This window comes from Desulfogranum mediterraneum DSM 13871 (assembly GCF_000429965.1).
GTDB classification, from domain to species: domain Bacteria; phylum Desulfobacterota; class Desulfobulbia; order Desulfobulbales; family Desulfobulbaceae; genus Desulfogranum; species Desulfogranum mediterraneum.
Window position 1 is genome coordinate 36,621 of sequence record NZ_KE387006.1, and the last position, 19,543, is coordinate 56,163.

Here is a 19,543-nt window from a genome sequence, read left to right on the forward strand (position 1 = left end):
GATGCAGCACTCCTCACTCAAGCCCTTCACCAACCGACTCCAGGCTCCCAGGCTCCTCCTCCTGCTGCTGCTCTCCGTCTGCTGGCAGGTCACAACGGTGCAGGCCCACAACCTCCATGTCTTTGCCTACCGTGACCAGGGAACCATCTATACCGAGAGTTACTTCAGCGATGGCCGGGCGGTGCGTGGCGGCCGGATAGAGGTGCGTCAGGCCGACGACCGGTTATTGCTCAGCGGCAGCACCGACGAACAGGGAGGCTTCTTTTTTCCGGAGCCGACGCAGGAAGCACTGACCATCGTGATTGATGCCGGCATGGGCCATCGCAATCAGTTCACCCTGAAGGGTGACCTTCAACCAGACCGCCGCTAGCGACTCACAGAATTCAGGAACGTGACCCTTATGCCACTTTGGATCTGCCCTGCCCGTCTGCCGGGCCCCTCTCCCCTCTTGGTGACGCTCCTGCTGACGACCACCCTCCTGCTCCTGCCGGGTTCGCTCACAGCCGACGACACCCTGCCGCTCAGCAACCCCTGCCAGGAACAAGGCCGGCTGCTGGAGCAACAGGCGGCCCTGGGCCGGGAGTTACGCGCCATCAAGCGGGAGCTTGCCGCCCTGCGTGCAGAGCAGAGCGGCCCGGGCGTAGACGATATCATCACCGGCATCGGCTTCATCCTCGCACTGTTCGGAACCGCCGCCCTGGTGAGGTCCCGCCGCCCCCAGGCCGGCCCGGAGCGACGCTCCGGAGGAGGGGCATAAGCCATGCATATTGCCGACGGCGTCCTGCCCCTCTCCGTGTCCCTGGCCACCTCTGCCCTCTCTGTCGCCGCTGTCGCCGTCAGCCTGCGCCGCCTGAATCAGGATGAGCTGCCCAAGATCGCCGTGGTCACCGCCTCATTCTTTGTGGCCTCCCTGATCCACCTGCCCCTGGGCACCACCAGTGTTCACCTCCTCCTCCCGGGCCTGGTGGGCGCCCTGTTGGGACCGGCAGCAGCCTTTGTCTCCATCACCATCGGCCTGGTGCTCCAGTCGATCCTCTTCCAGTTCGGCGGCCTCACCGCCCTGGGGGCCAACGGGGTGATCATGGGGATCCCGGCAATACTCTGTGCCCTGCTCTTCCGCAGCCTTGCCGCCGCACCCTGGTGCAGCATCACCCTGGCCGGCGCCGTGGCAGGCGGCCTGGGTACCGTGCTGGCGGCGGTCTTCCTGGCCGCCCTCCTGGCCACCGGCGGCGAAGCCTTTTGGGGAGTGGCCCGGATTGCCCTGATCGCGCACCTGCCGGTGATCCTGATCGAGGCCCTGGTCTCCGGGGCCAGCCTGGGCTTCATCGCCCGGGTCAAGCCGGAGATGCTCCACAGCGCAGCCCGGTTCGGGAGCCGCCATGGCTGAGCCTGCTCAGATCATCCAGGTTCCCCTGGCCGTGGCCCTGGTCATCCTGATTTCGGCAAGCCTGCTGCCCATAGGGCTGTTGGCCCTTACCAGGGCCGAGAGCTCGAACAGGGACCGACCCACCCAGGGGCCGGACTGGTCCATCCCCACCCTGGCGCCGGGCACCAGCCCCAGCTCGCTGTTTCACCGCTGGGACGCCCGGCTCAAGCTGGCCTGCCTGCTGCCCGGCTGTTTTCTGATCGCCGCCCTCAACCGGCTCCCCAGCTGCCTGGCAGCACTGGCCCTTGCCCTGCTGGCGGTCCACTGCTGTCGGCTGCCCTGGAAACAGGTAGGGCAACGGCTGCTGGCCATGTCCGGCTTCCTGGGGATGCTGCTGCTCTTGCTCCCCTTCACCGCTCCGGCCAGGCCCGGGGAAACCCTCCTCCTCTTTCCCCTGCTCTCGGCCCTGCCCTTTCACCTGGACGGCCTGCTGCTGGCCCTGATCATCATGCTCAAGGCCTGCAGCGTGGCCCTGTTGATGGAGCCGATGTTCGCCACAGCCCCCCTGAGCACCAGCCTCCAGGCCCTCCAACAGCTGGGTCTGCCTCCGGCCATCGGCCAGATGATCCTCTTGAGCCATCGTTATATCTTTCTCTTTGTCCATGAATCCAAACGGATGTACCGCTCCATGCGGGTCCGGGGCTTTGCCCCGGGCACCAACCTGGCCACCATGCGGACCATGGGCCACTTTCTGGGCATGCTCTTTATCCGCTCCTATGAACGGACCCAGCAGGTCTACGAGGCCATGGTGAGCCGGGGCTATCAGGGAGTGTTTCCCAGCCAGGTACGCTTCCAGCTCAAACCCGCTGACCTGCTCTTGGCGACGATGGTGGTCCTGGCGATGCTGGGCCTCCTGCTGCTGGACCGATTTGCTCCGGACCTGTGGCCGGCCTTATCATCCTGCCTGGTTCGCTAAGCCCTCCCGGCGAAACCGCCCCCTGGCCGGTTCGTTCCCAGACCTTCAACCCGGATCACCTGCCCCATGACCGCACCCCAATCACCCTCCCAGGATGCAGCCACAACCCGGAAAAGAACCAGTGACCGCTCCCGGACACCGCTGTTTAAGCTCAACGGGCTCTCCTACAGCTATGCCAACGCCACCATGGCCCTCAGGGGCATCAACCTGGAGATCCATCACCAGGACCGGCTGGCACTGGTCGGCCGAAACGGTTCCGGAAAATCAACCCTGGTCCGTCACCTCAACGGCCTGCTGCCCGTCCAGCAGGGCAGCCTGCTCTACCAGGGCGCCCCCCTCTCAGCAACAGAACAGGCCCTCCTCCACCGGCGGGTGGGAGTACTCTTCCAGGATCCGGACAACCAGCTTTTCTCCAACAGCCTCTACGAAGACGTGGCCTTTGGGCCGCTGAACCAGGGCCAGAAGCCACCACGGGTGGAACAGCTGGTTCACGAGAGCCTGGCGGCCGTGGGTCTGGAGCAGCTGGCCTACAAACCGGCCCATAACCTCAGTTACGGCCAGAAAAAGAGGGCCGCCTTTGCCGCCATCCTGGCCATGGAGCCGGAGATCCTGATCCTAGATGAACCCACGGCCAACCTTGACCCCTGCCAGGAGCGGATCTTCAGGGAGCTGTTACGCTCCTTCAGCGGCACCATGATCATCATCGACCATGACCTGCTCTTCCTCTACGAGATCTGTGACCGGGCCGTGGTCCTGGCCGACGGCCTGATCCAGCATGACCTCTCCATGACCGAGCTGATGGCCAGCCAGAAAGAACTCCACGAGCATGGCCTTGATTTCACCTTCCGTTTCGCCTGCTGCGGCCACCAGAGCCACGCTCAGCAGTCAGCCGCTCACCACCATCACCACCAGCACAGCCATGACCACCCTGGCCTGGAGGGTCATCACCCCCCCCCTGCCCACACCGGCTCCCCCCTGCTGGAGCTCCAGCATTGCAGCTTCCACTATCCCGATCACTCACCGGGGATCATCGACCTCAACCTCGCTATCCACCCCGGAGAGCACATCGCCCTGGTCGGAGAAAACGGCGCCGGTAAATCGACCCTGGCCTCCTGCCTCCTGGGCCTGCACCAGGCTGAGGGCTATCTCTTCTTCCAGGGGACCCAGCTGGACGGTGGTGACTGCCGAAAGCTGTGGCAGGAGGTGGGGATGGTCTTTCAAGATGCGGCTGATCAACTGTTCTGTTCCTCCTGCTGGGATGAGGTGGCCTTTGGCCTCCAGCAACAGCAACCGCTGCCCGGGGATATCGGCCCACGGGTGGAGCAGGCCCTGGCCCAGGTCGGCCTGGCCGGATACGAGGAGCGAATCCCCCTGCAGATGAGCGGCGGGGAGCGGAAACGGCTGGCCCTGGCCACGGCCCTGGTCCTGGAACCGAAGCTGCTGATCCTGGATGAGCCCACCCCGGGACTGGATCCTGCCAGCGAGCAACTGCTGCTCACTCTCCTGGAGGAACTGCCCATGGCCACACTGCTGATCAGCCATGATCTCTTCTTTATCCAGAGGCTCTGCAGCCGGACCGTGGTCCTCCACCAGGGGCAGGTCGTCCGGGACTATTCCACCGCAGAGTTCCTGGAGGATGAGGGCTTGCAGGCGCTGAATGGTCTGGATTATCAGTATAAGAACGCCTGCTACCAGCAGATCCAAACCCTGCAGCGAGACGAGCGCTCCGGAGCTTCCTGGCAGCCGGAACGGTGAAGCACAACAGCGCCGACAAGCGATAACCACCACTGTTTCAATTTATTCTGTTTACAGCCCTGCTATTAGGGGGTATCAGGAAATGATAGAGTATCGTTTCTTCGCCAACGTATCCCTTGGAAAAATGCACCCGAGAAACACGCTCCAACCATCACTCCTGCTGATGCTCTGCCTGCTCCTCGCCCTGCCGGCCTGTCGCCGGCAGCCACCTCCTCTGCCGATTCTCGGCAGCGTGCAGCTGGATTTTGCCCTCCAGGACCAGGACGGCCAGACCGTCACCCCGGCAACCTTCCAAGACAGCATCTATGTAACGGACTTCTTCTTTACCACCTGCCCCACCATCTGCCCCATCATGAAATCCCAAATGGTTCGGGTCTATGAGGCCTTCCGTAACCAGCCCCGGGTCCTGCTCCTCTCCCATACCATCGATCCGGAGCATGATACCGTGTCCGTGCTCCAGAGCTATGCCCAGGGCCTGGAGATAGACGCCAGCCGCTGGCACCTGGTGACCGGCCCCAAGAGGGCCATCTATGGACTGGCCAAGCACTACATGCTGGGGGTGGTGGAGTCCCCGCAGGCCCCAGGCGGCTACCTCCACAGCGGCTCCTTCTGTCTCATCGACCGACATCGCCGGATTCGCGGCTACTACGACGGCACCGATGGCGCTGAGGTGGATCGACTCATCGCAGATATCCGCCGCCTGCTGGAGGAGCCCTGAGATGAGCCGCCGAACCGGCCCCGGCCGGCTGCTGCTCGGAGTGCTGTTCGGCCTGATCAGCGGGCTCAGCGTCTGCCTGGATGGGGCCCAGGCCTCCCCGGAAACGGAAGAGGTGACTCGCCTGGGCCGACAACTCTACCTTCGTCACTGCAGTCAGTGCCACGGCGCAGAGGGTCAGGGGTTCCGCAAACTCTACCCTCCCCTGCAGGGCTCCCCCTACTTTAGCCGGCTCCGTGCCAGGCTTCCCTGCCTGATCCGCCGCGGCCTCCAGGGGACCATCCGGCTGGCTGACGGCCGCTTCAACCAGACCATGCCGGCCAATCCAGGACTCGGGGCGGCAGAGCTCACCGCCCTGCTCCGCTACAGCGGCAGATTTGCCGGCAGAGCCGCTCAAACACCAGGCAGCGAGGAGGAGATTCGCGCCTGGCTGGAGCGCTGTCCATGAACGATCACCTGCACCCACCTCAAAACCAAGGAGGTCTCGCCATGCAACCTCGTCCCATCTTCCCTCTGCTGGTCGTGCTCCTGGCCCTGCTCCTCTCCAGCGGCTGCCAAAACAACGATCGCCAGCAGGCCAAACAGCTCAAGGCCGAGGTCATGGCCATCCACGATGAGGCCATGGCCAAGACCGGTTATATGCACGAACTCTCCCTCAAGCTGGAACAACTGGCCGAAAAAAAGGGTCTCCAAGCAAAGCAACAGCAGCAGGCCCGGGAAGCCAGCCAACAGCTGGAACAGGCCCAAGCCGCCATGATGCGCTGGATGCACCAGTACGCCCCGGCGGAAGAGAGGACCTACAGCAAACAGCTGCACTATTTCCAAGAACAGAAGAAGCTGATTCTCCAGGTCCAACAGCACACCGACCAGGCCATCGCCAGGGGAGAGGCCTTGATCCAGGGCCCCTGAGACGCTCAGCCGCTCCCCGAACCGGGGGACGAGGCGACAGGGTCTGCCCTGAACCAGGCCATTACCCCCAGGGTCAGGGCGATAAAGGCTGCTCCAGAGGCGGAGAGGAGCAGCAGATCGGCTCCCTCCAGGGCTACGACCCCGAACACCAGGTTGAGCGGTGAATAGACCACCAGCCCCTGGAACAGTACGGACAGGACCACGGCCCACCAGAGCCAGGGGTTGGAACGCCAGGGCACCCCGTAGCTCCTCCGGATCACAAAGACCAGCACCATCTCAAAGAGGACCACATAGCTGAAGGCCAGGGTCTGGGCCCGTTGCAGCTGAGCCGGATCCGCACTGTTGCCGCCGGCAAGGGCAAAGCAGATCAGGCCGATCAGGGCTCCTCCGCTGCCCAGGGCCAGAAGGAGGCGCAGCCGTGCTGCGGGCAGCACGCCCTGATCATGTGCCTGGGGTGGGCGCTGCATGATCTGACGCCCATAGGGATCGACACTGTAGGCCAGGGCCGGGGCCCCATCGGTGACAAAGTTGATCCAGAGCAACATCAGGGCGGTCAGCGGCAGATTAAAGCCTACCAGCACGGCCACCACCACCAGGAGCACTTCCATCAGATTCCCCGAGAGCAGCAGCATGATCGACTTCTGGATATTATCATAGATGCCCCTGCCCTCTTCCACAGCAGCAACGATATTGGCAAAGGAATCGTTGCAGAGCACAAAGTCTGCGGCCTCCTTGGCCACATCGGTTCCACTGCCCACGGCAATGCCGATATCCGCCTTCTTCAGGGCCGGGGCATCATTCACCCCGTCTCCGGTCATGGCCACCACATGGCCGGCCTGCTGTAATGCCTTAACCAGACGCAACTTATGCGCCGGCACCACCCTGGCAAAGATATTGACCTCTGCCAGGGCGGCCTCCAGTTCCTGGTCATCCAGCGCATCAAGCTCTTTTCCGCTGAGGACCCGGCCGCTGATCCCAACCTGCTCACCGATGGCCCGGGCGGTCTCCCGGTGGTCACCGGTGATCATGATCGGTCGAATATGGGCCTCCCTGGCCCGCTGGATGGAGTCCCTCACATCGGGACGGGGCGGATCCTCCATGGCCTGGAGACCGACAAAGATCAAGCCCTCCTCCACGATGCCGCTGGCCGCATCAGAGGGAGCATAGGCACAGGCGATCACCCGAAGCGCGGCCCCGGCAAAGTCATGGATGAGGGCCTCTATCTGCCGGCGCTGCCGCTCATCCAGGACTTCGACCCCCTCTTGGCGCTGGATCCGGCTGCAGCGGGCCAGGACCACCCCAGGGGCCCCCTTGGTATAGACCCGCAGCCCCTGCTCCCCACGCACCAGCACACTCATTCGTTTGCGCAGGGAATCAAAGGGCAGCTCGCCCAAGCGCTCAGCAGCAAACTCCACCCCGGCCTGCCGGCCACTGAGGAGCAGGGCCTGCTCCGTGGGCGTCCCCCTGCCGCTGTCGCTCTCGCCTGCAAGCTGACCATTGTTGCAGCCCTGGCCGATCATAAACAACAGCCGCTCGGCGGTGGAGACCGGCCCCCGTTCCCGCAGCTCTGCCATCTCAAACAGTCCGCCGCTGGTCCAGCCCCGGACCACGTTCATGGTGTTCATGGTCAGGGTGCCGGTCTTGTCGGTACAGATGACATCACAGCTGCCCAGGGTTTCCACCGAGGTCAGCCGCCTGACCAGCACCTCCCTCTTCAGCAATCGCCTGGTCCCCACCGACAGGGAGATGGTCACCACCGCAGGCAGCGCCGTGGGCACGGCAGCCACGGCCAGACTGATGGCCACAAAGGCGAAATCGATAAACAGGCTGGTGGTCAGCTCCCGTTCACCGGCCAGAACCCGGCCCAGCAGGAGCAAAAAAACCAGGATACAGAGCCCGCCGATGATCCGTCCCAGGCGACGACCAAAGCGATCCAGACGTCGCTGCAGAGGGGTCTCTTCACTGGGAGTGGCGCTGAGCATGGCTGAGATCTTGCCGATCTCGGTTTCCATGGCCGTGGCCGTGACCACGGCCACTCCCCGACCGCCCACCACCGCGGTGGAGGCAAAGACCATGTTCCGCTGGTCCCCGGGCGACAGCCCCGGAGCCAGGACAGAGGTACTTTTCGCCACGCTCATGCTTTCACCGGTGAGGCTGGCCTCCTCCAGCTGCAGTGCCAGCGACTCCAGCAGACGGGCATCGGCTGGAACCCGGTCTCCCGGCTCCAGCAGGATGATGTCGCCGGGAACCAGTTCGGCAGCATCGAGCCGGGACTCCTGCCCCCCCCTGCGCACCCGGGCGGTAATGGTGACCAGTTGAAGCAGGGCCTCCAGTGAGCGGTTGGCCTTCAGCTCCTGGATAAAACCGATACAGCCGTTCATCACCAGCATGGCCACTATCACCAGGGCATCGGTGTATTCGCCGATGAGCAGCGAAAAACAGACGGCAAAGAGCAGCAGCTGGATGATAAAGCCTGAGAACTGGTTGCAGAAGATCCGCCAGGCGCTGATGGGGGGACGAGGCAGGAGGATGTTGGCCCCAGAACGGTGCCGGCGGCGGACCACCTCCTGGGAGGAGAGCCCCTGGAGAGAGCTCTGCAGTTGCCTGAGGACCTGGGAACTGGTCGTTGAAGAGGGGTTATCCATGGTGATCGTTCCGACATGGGGGTTTACGGGTGCATCTGCCTCTATCATAGACCATCCCTTGGCCTGCACCAAGATTTTCTCCCCAGACCTTAAAGGGGAGGCGGAGTTGGTCGTCCCCTGGCCCGTCTCTGGCCAGATTGGATTTGCCTTCATGGAAGCGATGATCTACACTTGCGGTACCATCCCGATCAAATTCAACCAGCCCAAGGAGGTTTGCCATGAAAATCCTGTATACCGTCCTGATCCTGGCCCTCACGGCCACCGCCGCCCTGGCCCTGACCGCCGAAGAAAAACGGATCAAAGAGACCTATGGCCATAAGTATAATGCCGGGGCCGTGATCAGGAGCACCAACGCCTGTGTTGACCAGTATATGCTGCTCAGTGACAATCCCGACGTCACAACCCTCAAACCCTGGTGCGAACAGAAGGTGATCGACGGCTGGAGACCACTCTCCAAGGCTGAGCTGGAGCGACGGATCAAGGCCAGGAAGAAAGAGACCAGGGTTATTATTGTCAAGTAGCCCGTCAGTACAAGGGAACGCTGCAGGCTCAGAGCAGGACCTGGCGCAGGGGGAAGGACAGGCGCCGCTGACAGCGACGCTGGGGAGAGGGAAAGCACGAACTTCAGGGGACCGGCCGTGCAGGCTGCGGCCCCCTGGATCGTGAAGAGACGCGTTGGCCGCCTAGAGGGTCAGCAGCGGCTGGATCTTTTCCAGCAGCCCGCCATCGATGCCCTCCACCTGCAGCAGGTCGCCAAGACTCTTGAAGGCACCATGGTTCTCCCGGTAGGCGGCAATGGCCTCGCCGATCTTCGGCCCTATCCCCGGGACCTTGGCCAGGGCGTCCACACTGGCGGTATTGATATTCAACTGCTCCACCATGGTGGCGGCCTTGGCCGCCATATCCTTGGCAGAACCGACAGCCTGAGCGCTATCCATGGCCCACAGGGATGCGGGCGTGCTCAACAGAATGGCTCCAGCCACCAGACTCGCTCCAACTCTACTCTTCTTGGTTTTCATCGGGATCGTCCTCTCTTTTTTTAAGGTTACACCGCGGCAGACACCGCTTTTTCCAGCCACTGGCCAGCCAACGCTGCCTGGGCCATTGGCATACTGTTGGCCATACACTACGAAAAAAAAACATAACATCAAGTAAACATCTGGTAAGATCAACCTTCCCTGCCCGGGACAGGGCGGACCCCGAGTCCATGTCTTGACGTCCCCGCTCAAACCGACTAAGAGAACAGCATACCCTCCGCCATCACCCCTGCCAGGAAGACCGCCATGGATGATCTCCGCCTTGACATGGAAGCATTGCAAAAGGAACTGAACCGGGCCCTCAGCGAGTTGGCCGCCTCTACCAGCCTGGCAGAACGACTCCAACTCAGCGAGCTGATCCGTAACCTGGCCCAGGCCATGGAGGTCTACTACGGTTTTGCCGCCGAAATGCTGGCCACAGAGATGGTCGGGTTGGACGGTGACGATGACCATGCCGCGCCCGAGCCTTTCTGAGAACCCCAGCCCGAGAAGATGACCATGCCTGTTACCCTGCCCCTTGCCACCGGTGGAAGCTACACCCTCACACCCAGCAAGATCATTGCCCTGGGCCTCAATTACCTGGAGCATATCCAGGAGAGTCAGTCCGTTGATGTCCAGAACTTCACCAACGAGATCCCCACCGAGCCGATCCTCTTTGCCAAGACCCCCAATGTCCTGATCGGCCCGGGGGAGGCCATCCTCCTGCCCCGACTGATCGAGGGCTACGATTTCGCCGCAGCCCGAACCGACTATGAGGCGGAGCTGGCCCTGATCGTCAAGGATCGCTGCAAAGACCTGAGCCCTGAAGAGGGACTGAAGCATGTCCTGGGCTATACCTGCTTCAACGATATCAGCCAGCGCAACTTCCAGAAACAGGACAAGGGAGGTTGGTTTCGGGGCAAGTCCCTGGACACCTTTGGCCCCATCGGTCCGGTCATTGTCCCCCCTGAGGCCATCGCCGATCCCCAGAACCTGGAGATCAGCTGCCGCCTGAACGGTCGGCTGGTCCAGCATTCCAATACCTCCCGGATGATCTTTCCCCTGGCGGAGATCATGGCCTTTGTCTCCAAAAACTTCACCCTGGAGCCGGGAGACATCATCATCACCGGCACCCCCAGCGGGGTTGGCCAGCTGGCTCCCGGAGACGTGGTGGAGGTGGAGATCGAACAGATAGGCACCCTGCGCAACCCGGTCCGGGCCGAGTAGCGGGAAGAAGGCGCCTATCTCCAGCCACGGCCGGCCCAACAGCAGCAGCCCCACGCTCATCCCGCCCACCCCCTGCCCCCTCTGTGGATCGAGGGGGGTTCAGCCTTTTTTTGAGGATCGCCAGCGTCCATACCTGCGCTGTAGCACCTGTCTGCTGGTCTTTGTTCCTCGACACTATTGGCTGCAGCCGACTCAGGAGAAGGCCACCTATGATCTCCACGAGAACAATCCCCTTGACCCGGGGTACAGGCGCTTTCTCTCCCGGCTGTCCGCACCGCTTTTAAAAAGACTCACACCCGGCCAACAGGGGCTGGATTTCGGCTGCGGCCCTGCTCCGGCCCTGGCCCTGATGCTGGAGGAGCAGGGCTATGCCATGGAGCGCTACGACCCATGGTACGCAGACGATCCCCGGCTCCTGCAACAGGAGTACGACTTTATCTGCGCCACCGAGGTGGTGGAACATTTCCACCACCCTGCCCGGGAATTTACCACCCTCTTTCGCCTGCTCCGGCCGCAGGGACAGCTGGCCATCATGACCAAACTGGTTATCGACCGGCAAGCCTTTAGCGGCTGGCACTATATCCGCGACCTGACTCACCTCTGCTTCTACTGCCGCCCCACCTTCCACCATATCGCCCAAGAGTATGGGGCAGAGCTTTCCTGGAGCGGCCCAGATGTACTCTTTCTCCAAAAGCACTAACCAAGCTTGTCTCTTGCTGCCCTGGTCATCCCCTGGACCCAAGACAGGTCTTTAAATTTTTCTGGTTTTTATATCAATTTTATAGCCTTACAGCACACGGCCCGCATCCCTATGGCCTGGTTCCGAACTCCTCGGCTCCGGTGACCAGGCCCAAGGCCTTCTACGCGCTACCTTTTTTCAAGAGAACTTTTGCAGAGAGGGTTGCTGAAGATGTCAGACCAGAGGAGAGTGTCTCCACTCTGTCATTTATGGGTACCTTGAAAAATGAGATTTTTCGATCAAGGTCAAGGCGCGCGATAAATTTTACCGCAGGCATATATTTGATATTCCGAGGATAAAATTTTGAGTGCAACGCCGAGATTGGAAGAAAAAGCAATTTTTCAAGGTGGCCTTATTTGAGCCGCGACTGCTGAGCTGCAGCCTCGTTTTTGCGGGCATCAGCCAGGGGCACTGGGTTATCAAGCACCACGCCCTCAGGGAAATCTGCTGGCGCTGGCCCCTGGGGAGTCTGCTGGCGGCCGTGGTGTTTGGTCTGCTCAGCCATCTCCATCACCGCTTTGGCCACCGCCTCTTCCCGCGCTCCCGACTGGATGTCTTCTTCCTGGTGGTGGCCCTGCTCCCTGTCAGTCATCTCCTCCACTCCGCTCTCACCAGAGCCCTCCTCTCCCCCCTGCTGCTCCTCAGCGCAGTGGCCCTGCTCCTGCCGGTTCAGCTGAGGCAGAGAACAAAGACCATTCTCCTGATCCTGGGCTTTGGCCTGGTCAGCGGGCTGCTGCTGGCCACAAGCCCGCTCAGTCCTGACGGAGTGCACCTGGAGGTGGAGAGCATTCCCCTCAACAACGAGTATGGGGTCTTCCGGGTCAACAAGGGACGCATCGATTACGCCAGTAATCACCCCACCCCCGTGCTCCCCAGTACCAGCCGCAAGCAGGTGGACCTGGCCATCAATGGTGCTCCAGAGGATCTGGACATCCGCTTCGGTGGCCGAGCCATTCCCCTGACCATCTCCAGGCTCAGCTATACGGCCAGCTTTCTCTTTTTCCACTTCCCGCTCCAGACCTGGACCGGCAGGGAACTCCAGCCCCTGATTTCCCTGCCCGATCCCGAGGTAACCGGGGTCCGCTTCAGCGACCAGGGGGTGGAGATCTCCCCCAAAAAATATCCCCATCCCCCCTGGATCATCCTGCCCCTGGCAAGGGTGCAGCCCTGCTAACGACCGCCGCCCGCCGGCTCAAGCTGATGGTCTGGCTGATCGGTCTGGGCGGCTGGGTCGCCCTCCTGCGACTGGCCCCCTTCCGTAGCCGCTGGCTGGAACTCGGTCGGAGGTGGCTGGCAGCGGACCTCACCCCTTCCCTCCCAGCGCCTCCGCCCGGGGATTTCTTTCGTCGCAACGCGCTCCTCCTGCTCTCCGCCACCCTGCTGCTGGTTGCTGCGGTCTGGCTCCGCTCCTGGGAAAACCTCAGTGTACCGGCCCTGTACGTAGAAGATGCCGGCAAACACTTCAGCCGCTTCTTCCAGGAAAACGGCAACCCCGCAAAGATCTTCCTCCAACCCAACGGCTATCCGGCCCTGATCACCTACAGCCTTGCCTACCTGGTGGGAAAGACAGCGGTAACCCTCCAGCCCTGGTTGTACCTGGCAGTGGCCATGGTCACGGTGGTGGCCACCCTGATGGCCCTGCCCCTGTCCGGGCTGCTCTACCCGCCGCCCCGGCACAGCAGCGGCTACCTCCTGCGCATGGGGCTGATCACCCTCTGCACCTGGGCCGGCCCCTACAGTGTGCTGGCCATCCCGCTCAGCCTGCTCCTCTGGCTGCTGGGCTACTACCGGGCCAATCGCATCATCTACCTCTGGACCATCATCAACGGCCTCCTCTATTACAGCGCGGTCCAGGCCCAGGCCACGGCTCTGAAGGAGGCCCTGCTGGACCCCCAACGCTACCTTGAACTATTCCAGGGACTCTTTGGCCAGGTCTTTCTCCTGGATAGCCTGCCCCTCACCTCGGCCACGGTGGGCTGCTGCTGGTCCTCAGCCTGATGATACTGCTCCGCCGGGACCCCACCTACCTGCGCCTGAGCACGGCCCTCTTTGTTGTCATCCTGCTCAATCTGGTGATCTACTTTATCTCCACCAAGTACATCCCGGCCGCCTCCAACCAAACCATCTGTTGATCTCTCAATACTTCTACCTGGCCTGGTGGCTGCTCACCCTGGATCAGCTCCTGAGCAGATACCAAGCCGGACCGCAGCTCCAGGCCTTGGTGCTGGCCGGGCTGGCACTGTTCATCCTGGTGGACAACCAGCAGCACCCCCAGAAGTGGCGGACCCAGCGGATGGCGGAGTTGCCCCATTTTTTACAGTCAGTAGCCGCCTGCTCGGCCACCCGGGGAGCAGCCCTCCGCCGGAGCAATCATTACCTGGTCATGACTTCCCTATCCTCATGGGGCAGCTACGCAGCCGGCCCCAGGGTGCGCATCGGCAGCACTGCAGCCGATGCCGCCCGGATCTGCAGGCAGGAGTATACCTTAAGTCTGGGCAGAGAGTTTGTGGCAGAGTAACGTTAAAGTGGACCCCTTGTTTGCTCGCCACGATGTAATGTAGAGCCAAGAACGGTTCATCCACGCCTCCAAGGCCGGATTCCAGGCTGCGCAGCAATGACCACCAAAAAAGAGTGACTGAGAGCAAAGAGCCCCCGCAGCTCATGCCTTGGCAGATTCGGAGAGCCCCCCATTAATGATCTGGCTCCCGAGCGGGAACAGCTGGACGATGAATCATTGCGCCGTCCGTTCTGAGTCCAGCGCCACTCCTTTCTTTTAGAAACCAGGCAGTACTTGCCTCCTGCCCCTCCCATCTTCTCCCGCCCATGGACCATCCCCATGGGCCACCTCCTGTCGAGGGATCGGCAAGGTCCGACGCCAACCGCTCTCGCCATCAAAATTCAAGAACTCCGCTCCGGCTCAGCTCCATCAAACTGGACTTGGAGCCTTGCAGCTAACCACCCACGACCCTGTACACATCAGGCCACTCAACGCCAACAGTGAAAACAGCCCGGTGCAGGATAGGGGCCCCATGGCCTCCAGCTGCGCCCCTTGCCGGCGGTCTGAGCTGAAGCGAAATCGTTTGATCTACATAGAAATTTTCGATAAAATCATACTATACACAGAGCGATTCATTTCAAGGGGACGCTTGCTTGCCACTCTTACAACCGCGAAGCCTCCTCTTCACTTTGAGCAGTATTTTTCAAACTGTTTGCTCAACTTCAAGATCAAACAATCTGATCAATACGACAACCTGGCCGGATATACTGCTAACATGAACCTACGAAAGACCATCCTTCTCTTTGCCTCTTTGATATTGTTCTTAACTCTACTCATAGGCTACTTCTACTTTGCATCCAGCCTCAAGCATGCAGTTCACCTGGAACAGGATAAGGCCAACAAATACATCAGCAGCTTAAGCATTACCCTCCCCAGCCATATCAGTGCCTTTCAGCAGGATGCCAAGCTCCTCGCCGACCATGACCTGATCCGGGAGGCATTCCTCAACAACAATCAAAAAGCACTGATCACTGCCAACACCACCCTAGATTACTTTAAAAAAAATCTTGATGCGGATGTATGCTATCTGATGGACCTGAACGGGAATACCATTGCCTCCTCAAACAGAAACTCTACTGAAAACTTTGTGGGGAAAAACTATAGCTTCCGCCCATACTTCAAAGAGGCCATCCAGGGAAATCCCTACGTATACCTTGCACTGGGCGCCACCTCCAAGGAAAGGGGAATCTACTGCAGCCAACCGGTTTACGGGAAGAACAGAGAGATATTGCAGGGCGTTGCGGTCATAAAGACATCAATACAATTCCTGCAGATAGAGAGTAGCGACATCAAAAACAACATTATCGCCCTATCCAATCCGGACGGACTTGTATTTTCCTCAAATCGCCAAGACCTGCTCTATAAACTTTTATGGAAACCGGCAGCTGGTGTTTTAGAGAGCTTACGAGAGAACCAACAGTTCGGCCCTGGCCCATGGAGTTGGATCGGCATGGCCCAAGAGGATGAAGACCACGCCATTGACGCAGAGAAAAACCGTTACTTCATTCACCTGGAAAGAGTTGAAAAACTACCAGGATGGGATTTGATCTTTTTCCACAACACCCAAAGCATATCCAACGACATCTACAACCCTCTATTCAAGTCCTCAAGCGTAATCATCCTCAGCACCTTAACGCTCTTCGGAGCCCTCATAATACTCCTTTACCTACGATCCATTCATGATCTGCACAAAAAAGAAGCAGCAGAAAACGCACTTATTGAAAGCGAACAACGGTTTCGCTCATTATCCGAGGCTTCTTTTGAAGGAATAGTTATCCATGACAACGGATCAATACTGGAGACAAATCAATTATTTGCAGCCATGTTTGGATACGACCGACCGGAGCTTACGAACAGGAACCTACTGGAACTGTCGGCACCTGAATCCAGAGATGAGGTCAGGAAAAGGATTGCATCCAGGCCGGAATCACCCTACGAGCTCGTCGGATTAAGAAAAGATGGATCAACCTTCATGGCCGAGATCAACGGCAAGACCATCCCATACAAAGGCCAGCCTCAAAGGGTGGTCGCCATAAGGGATATTACCGAACAGAAACAGGCAGCGATAGAACGGGAGGGATTAATAACGAAACTGCAAAAGGCACTCGAGGAGATCAACACCTTACGTGGGGTGCTGCCCATATGTGCCTCCTGCAAAAAGATCAGGGATGACGGCGGATACTGGAATCAAATTGAGTCATATATTAAAAATCACACAGAGGCAGAGTTCACCCATGGTATCTGCCCTGATTGTGTAAAAAAATTATATCCTGATTTTACCCAAAACAACGGTGACAAAAAAAATCATTAAGATGGTCAGCAACGACCAGGGGGAAGGCTGCTCTTTTCTCCATGCAAGGACAATACAGTCTGATTGGAACAGCCAGGGGCGATGAAATCGATCCCTACAGTTCTCTGCCCCATATCCTTGAGACCCTGGCCCTGACAAAAGCGACCGTGGCCCATAGGGTACTCTGAAGAATCAGCACCAGCTCGCTCCTGGTGGATGAGCTACGGTTGATCCGGCAGTTACGAGGCAGTTACTATTCAGCCCGCACAGCGTCCAGCACGGAACGCACATTTTGGGAGAGGGTGCTCAAATTATATGGTTTCTGCATGAAGCCATTGCAGCCCTGTTTCATCAAGCCCACCGCCTGTTCACTGAGGGCGTAACCGCTTGAGACGATAATCGGCATCTGCGGAAAGATATCCCGAATCCTGTAAAAAAGAGTTTCCCCGTTCATCTCCGGCATGATCATATCAAGGATCACCAGATCAATGTTGCTTCCGGATTCGGCGATGGCAGCCAATGCCGCCCTGCCACTCTCTGCAACCAGTACCCGGTAGCCCAAGGTCTTGAGCATCTCGCGCCCCACCTCAATAATGACCGCCTCATCATCGACCAGTAAAACCGTCTCTTTGCCCTGGACAGGCTCTGCCTCCTGAAAACTCTCTGTGGCCGCCTCTCTCCCGGAGATGGGCAGATAGACGCTGAAGGTGGTGCCCTGACCAGGTTGACTCTTGACCCTGATCATTCCTCCGTGATTTTTTACAATCCCAAAGGCCGAGGCAAGCCCAAGACCTGTACCGCGCCCCATCTCCTTGGTGGTAAAGAAGGGGTCAAATATCCTCTGACACGTTGCCTCATCCATTCCCATGCCGGTGTCACGAATGGAGATATGCGCATATGTTCCGGCTTCTATCCCATGCAAGCTGCACAGTTCACGGCTCAGCTCTGCCGCGCTTGTCTGTAGATGGAGTTCACCTCCGCCTGGCATAGCCTGCCAGGCGTTCACGTAGATGTTGAGCAGAACCTGCTCTATCTGACGTTTGTCCCCATCCACCACCACCGGGGTGGGATTGGCTGTAGACACTATCCTGATCTCTTTCTTGGTTCTCCCGAACATTGATGCCGTCTGGGCAACCAACTCTCTGAGATCGACAGGCTTGGGATCATATTTCCCCCCCCGGGTGATCCCAAGCATCTGACTGGTGAGATCTGTTGCGCTTCGAATATACTCCTCAATGGCCTTAAAATGCTCCTGGTTGCGGTGCGTTGCGTCCAGCCTGGCAGACATCATCGAAATACGTCCTTGAATCCCGACAAGCAGGTTATTGAAATCATGGGCTATACCACCTGCCAAGGTGGCGATGGCGTCCATTTTCTGGGCCTGAACCAGGGCCGCTTCAAGCTTCTTCTGTTCGGTGATGTCGCGGACAAAGCTGAGGCTTGCCGGCTCTCCCTGCCATTCAATCACGACAGCACTCAGCTGAACCGTCCGCTCGCTGTTATCCTTGTTACAGATCCTGAAGGTATAGGTTGGAGGTATATCCTGATCGCCTTTCACTCTTTTGAGATATCGCCTGGCCACCATGGACCGATCATCCGGGTGAATGATATTTTGATAGGAAAAGGTCCCCAGCTCCTCGCAGGTGAAGCCAGTAAGCTCTTCGGTCTGCTGATTGGCGAAGATGATTCGCTCCCCTTGAACAATAAAGATGGCATCATGGGCATTTTCGATGAGCTGTCGATATTGACATTCACTCTTCTGCAACTCTTCCAAGACCCGTTTCTGCCTGCTCATATCTCGCACAAAGGCGACGACTTCCCTCCTCTCATCCCCTTCTCCGAAATATTTGAGCCTGACCTCGGCATCAAAGGTTCTGCCGTCCAGAGTCTGATGAATCCATTCAAAGGTCTGGAGGCTGATCTCAGCTGCCTTCCTTATCCGCACTTCAGCCAGTTGGCCGGAATCTGTGCCGTCGGCCTGTGCAGGGGGGGAGAGCGCAGCAATGGTCTTACCGACAATATGCTCCCTATCGCCTCCAAACAGAACAAGGGTTGAGGGGTTACAGTCAATGATGGTCTCTCCTTTGAGAAAAAAGATGGCATCAGGACTGGTTTCAAAAAGATTGAGGTATCGCTGCCGTTCTTTTTTCAGCTCCCTGTTCTGACGCTCTATCAAGAGAAGAAAGCTGTTAAATTCCCCGGCAAGCCGGCCAAGCTCATCTTGAGCATAGATCGGTAAAGGATCATGGGTTCCCAGACGTGCGTTTTGATCCAACTGCTCCATCATGGCATCGATGGGATTACTCAGCCGTCCGCTGAGATAATAACTTGCCGCAGCTGCACTGATAAACATGAGCAGGGCGGCAAGGTAGGCGATTATCCGGACCGCCTTTACCGGATTAAGGATCTCCTGGAGATAGGCCGAGGAGACCACCAGCCAGCCATAGTCAGGGATACTCTCATAGGCTGCTATTTTTTTGCGTGTTTCCTTATCAGCCGGATTGCGCCACTCATACTCTATACTGCCGGCGCCTGTGGAGAGCATGGTCGAGGCAAAGCCGGAGGGAAGATCCCTCTGCAGCAGGATATTGTAATTATCAAGCTGCGGATGGATGAGTAAATCACCGCTGCGGTCCATGACATAGGCATAACCGCTCTCGCCGAAACGCAGCGCCGAAACCGCACCCCGGAAATCTTCCACGCTGAGCAGCTCATTGAACTCGGCCCGATAACTGGAGACCGAAATTATCCAGTCCAGAGGTTGGAAATAGACCATATAGAGAGCCTTTTGCCGGGAAGATGACTCTCCTGGATTTTTCCAGTCATATTCAAGGTAGCCTTCCTTAAGCCGCAGTTGTTCCCGGACAAAGGGGTGGCGAGAGATATCGCTGCCCTCCAGGCCCTCTTTCGGATGAACATCAAGAATGCCGCTGGAGTTGAGGCAGTAGATATAGCCAGAGGAACCAATCTGCTGACTGAGCAGAATGGTTCGCAGCCTGGTGACGGCTTCCGCTCGACTCACAAGGCCCTGTTCTGCCAGGGCCAGGTAATGACTGGCTATATCAAGATTTTTTTCAGCGATACCCTTCAGGTGGTTTCTGATGGCCACCGAGGCACCGGCACGAATGGAATTGGTCAACACCCGGGTGGCGTTGGTAAGCTCCTGCTTGGCCTGTCGTTCAAATGCCGGTACCAGCAAGAGCTCCACCCCGACTCCGGTGAGGATCAAGATGGGCAGCAGGGCCCAAAAAAAGGACGTAATAAAGCGAAAGCGTAAGGAATCGACGAATTGATGCCTGCTCATAAGCCCTCGACCTTAACAGGTCTCAACCTCAACAGTTCAGCCAT

At 59.0% G+C, this 19,543-nt stretch carries 21 protein-coding genes; 18 read left to right on the plus strand and 3 right to left on the minus strand.

The genetic code is table 11. The annotated features are described in order from the left end of the window. Nucleotide 1 precedes the first annotated feature (1 nt). The 8 genes from G494_RS0118265 to G494_RS0118300 all read left to right on the plus strand — a co-directional run bounded on the left by G494_RS0118265 (nt 2) and on the right by G494_RS0118300 (nt 5,721). Nucleotides 2–370, plus strand: coding sequence for a hypothetical protein (locus G494_RS0118265; protein WP_051305854.1), 369 nt, complete (start codon nt 2–4; stop codon nt 368–370). Between the two features lie 30 nt (nt 371–400). Beyond that, nucleotides 401–757: a hypothetical protein gene (locus G494_RS0118270; protein ID WP_028585680.1), complete on the plus strand. Its 357-nt coding sequence runs from the start codon at nt 401–403 to the stop codon at nt 755–757. Between the two features lie 3 nt (nt 758–760). Further along, complete coding sequence (gene cbiM / locus G494_RS0118275; protein WP_028585681.1) at nt 761–1,387, plus strand: cobalt transporter CbiM; 627 nt, start codon at nt 761–763, stop codon at nt 1,385–1,387. Beyond that, entirely contained in the window at nt 1,380–2,342 is a 963-nt protein-coding gene (gene cbiQ, locus G494_RS24385) for a cobalt ECF transporter T component CbiQ (protein WP_051305855.1), read from the plus strand. Before cbiM ends, cbiQ begins: the two co-directional genes overlap by 8 nt. Before the next feature lie 66 nt (nt 2,343–2,408). After that, nucleotides 2,409–4,097 (plus strand): ABC transporter ATP-binding protein, encoded by a 1,689-nt coding sequence (locus G494_RS25790; RefSeq protein WP_051305856.1) that lies wholly within the window; start codon nt 2,409–2,411, stop codon nt 4,095–4,097. Between the two features lie 124 nt (nt 4,098–4,221). Further along, complete coding sequence (locus G494_RS0118290; protein ID WP_028585682.1) at nt 4,222–4,815, plus strand: SCO family protein; 594 nt, start codon at nt 4,222–4,224, stop codon at nt 4,813–4,815. A 1-nt stretch (nt 4,816) separates the two neighbouring features. Then, a complete protein-coding gene (locus G494_RS25795; protein WP_051305858.1) occupies nt 4,817–5,260 on the plus strand; it encodes a c-type cytochrome in 444 nt (147 codons plus the stop codon). A 41-nt stretch (nt 5,261–5,301) separates the two neighbouring features. Next, the gene (locus tag G494_RS0118300) at nt 5,302–5,721 is read left to right on the plus strand and encodes a hypothetical protein (RefSeq protein WP_028585683.1); all 420 of its coding nucleotides are present in this window, start codon (nt 5,302–5,304) and stop codon (nt 5,719–5,721) included. A gap of 5 nt (nt 5,722–5,726) precedes the next feature. Here G494_RS0118300 and G494_RS24400 read toward each other — a convergent pair whose 3' ends face one another. Then, nucleotides 5,727–8,414 (minus strand): cation-translocating P-type ATPase, encoded by a 2,688-nt coding sequence (locus tag G494_RS24400; protein WP_161630016.1) that lies wholly within the window; start codon nt 8,412–8,414, stop codon nt 5,727–5,729. 170 nt (nt 8,415–8,584) lie between these two features. On the opposite strand from G494_RS24400, the gene G494_RS0118310 reads away from it, so the two are divergent. Beyond that, on the plus strand, nt 8,585–8,887 hold the full coding sequence (locus G494_RS0118310) for a hypothetical protein (RefSeq protein ID WP_028585684.1): 303 nt from the start codon (nt 8,585–8,587) through the stop codon (nt 8,885–8,887). A gap of 162 nt (nt 8,888–9,049) precedes the next feature. On the opposite strand, the gene G494_RS27190 is transcribed toward G494_RS0118310, so the two are convergent. Beyond that, entirely contained in the window at nt 9,050–9,385 is a 336-nt protein-coding gene (locus G494_RS27190; protein WP_161630017.1) for a ComEA family DNA-binding protein, read from the minus strand. A gap of 264 nt (nt 9,386–9,649) precedes the next feature. On the opposite strand from G494_RS27190, the gene G494_RS27195 reads away from it, so the two are divergent. From G494_RS27195 to G494_RS27990, 9 genes are all read left to right on the plus strand, one after another. Next, nucleotides 9,650–9,877, plus strand: a complete 228-nt coding sequence (locus tag G494_RS27195) for a hypothetical protein (protein WP_028585685.1) — start codon at nt 9,650–9,652, stop codon at nt 9,875–9,877. Between the two features lie 18 nt (nt 9,878–9,895). Beyond that, complete coding sequence (locus G494_RS0118325) at nt 9,896–10,609, plus strand: fumarylacetoacetate hydrolase family protein (protein WP_153305948.1); 714 nt, start codon at nt 9,896–9,898, stop codon at nt 10,607–10,609. A 58-nt stretch (nt 10,610–10,667) separates the two neighbouring features. Continuing rightward, nucleotides 10,668–11,309, plus strand: a complete 642-nt coding sequence (locus tag G494_RS0118330; protein WP_028585687.1) for a class I SAM-dependent methyltransferase — start codon at nt 10,668–10,670, stop codon at nt 11,307–11,309. Nucleotides 11,310–11,655: 346 nt separating this feature from the next. Beyond that, nucleotides 11,656–12,522: a hypothetical protein gene (locus tag G494_RS0118335; protein ID WP_028585688.1), complete on the plus strand. Its 867-nt coding sequence runs from the start codon at nt 11,656–11,658 to the stop codon at nt 12,520–12,522. Between the two features lie 26 nt (nt 12,523–12,548). Beyond that, nucleotides 12,549–13,346 (plus strand): hypothetical protein, encoded by a 798-nt coding sequence (locus G494_RS0118340; protein ID WP_028585689.1) that lies wholly within the window; start codon nt 12,549–12,551, stop codon nt 13,344–13,346. Continuing rightward, a complete protein-coding gene (locus tag G494_RS27985) occupies nt 13,346–13,480 on the plus strand; it encodes a hypothetical protein (RefSeq protein ID WP_269746619.1) in 135 nt (44 codons plus the stop codon). Before G494_RS0118340 ends, G494_RS27985 begins: the two co-directional genes overlap by 1 nt. Then, nucleotides 13,477–13,866: a hypothetical protein gene (locus tag G494_RS0118350; RefSeq protein WP_028585690.1), complete on the plus strand. Its 390-nt coding sequence runs from the start codon at nt 13,477–13,479 to the stop codon at nt 13,864–13,866. The genes G494_RS27985 and G494_RS0118350 overlap by 4 nt, the downstream gene beginning before the upstream one ends. 562 nt (nt 13,867–14,428) lie before the next feature. Further along, nucleotides 14,429–16,216, plus strand: coding sequence for a PAS domain-containing protein (locus G494_RS0118355; protein WP_161630018.1), 1,788 nt, complete (start codon nt 14,429–14,431; stop codon nt 16,214–16,216). Nucleotides 16,217–16,257: 41 nt separating this feature from the next. After that, a complete protein-coding gene (locus G494_RS27990; RefSeq protein WP_269746620.1) occupies nt 16,258–16,383 on the plus strand; it encodes a hypothetical protein in 126 nt (41 codons plus the stop codon). Between the two features lie 65 nt (nt 16,384–16,448). Here G494_RS27990 and G494_RS25800 read toward each other — a convergent pair whose 3' ends face one another. Then, a complete protein-coding gene (locus tag G494_RS25800; RefSeq protein ID WP_051305860.1) occupies nt 16,449–19,499 on the minus strand; it encodes a cache domain-containing protein in 3,051 nt (1,016 codons plus the stop codon). Nucleotides 19,500–19,543: the final 44 nt, after the last annotated feature.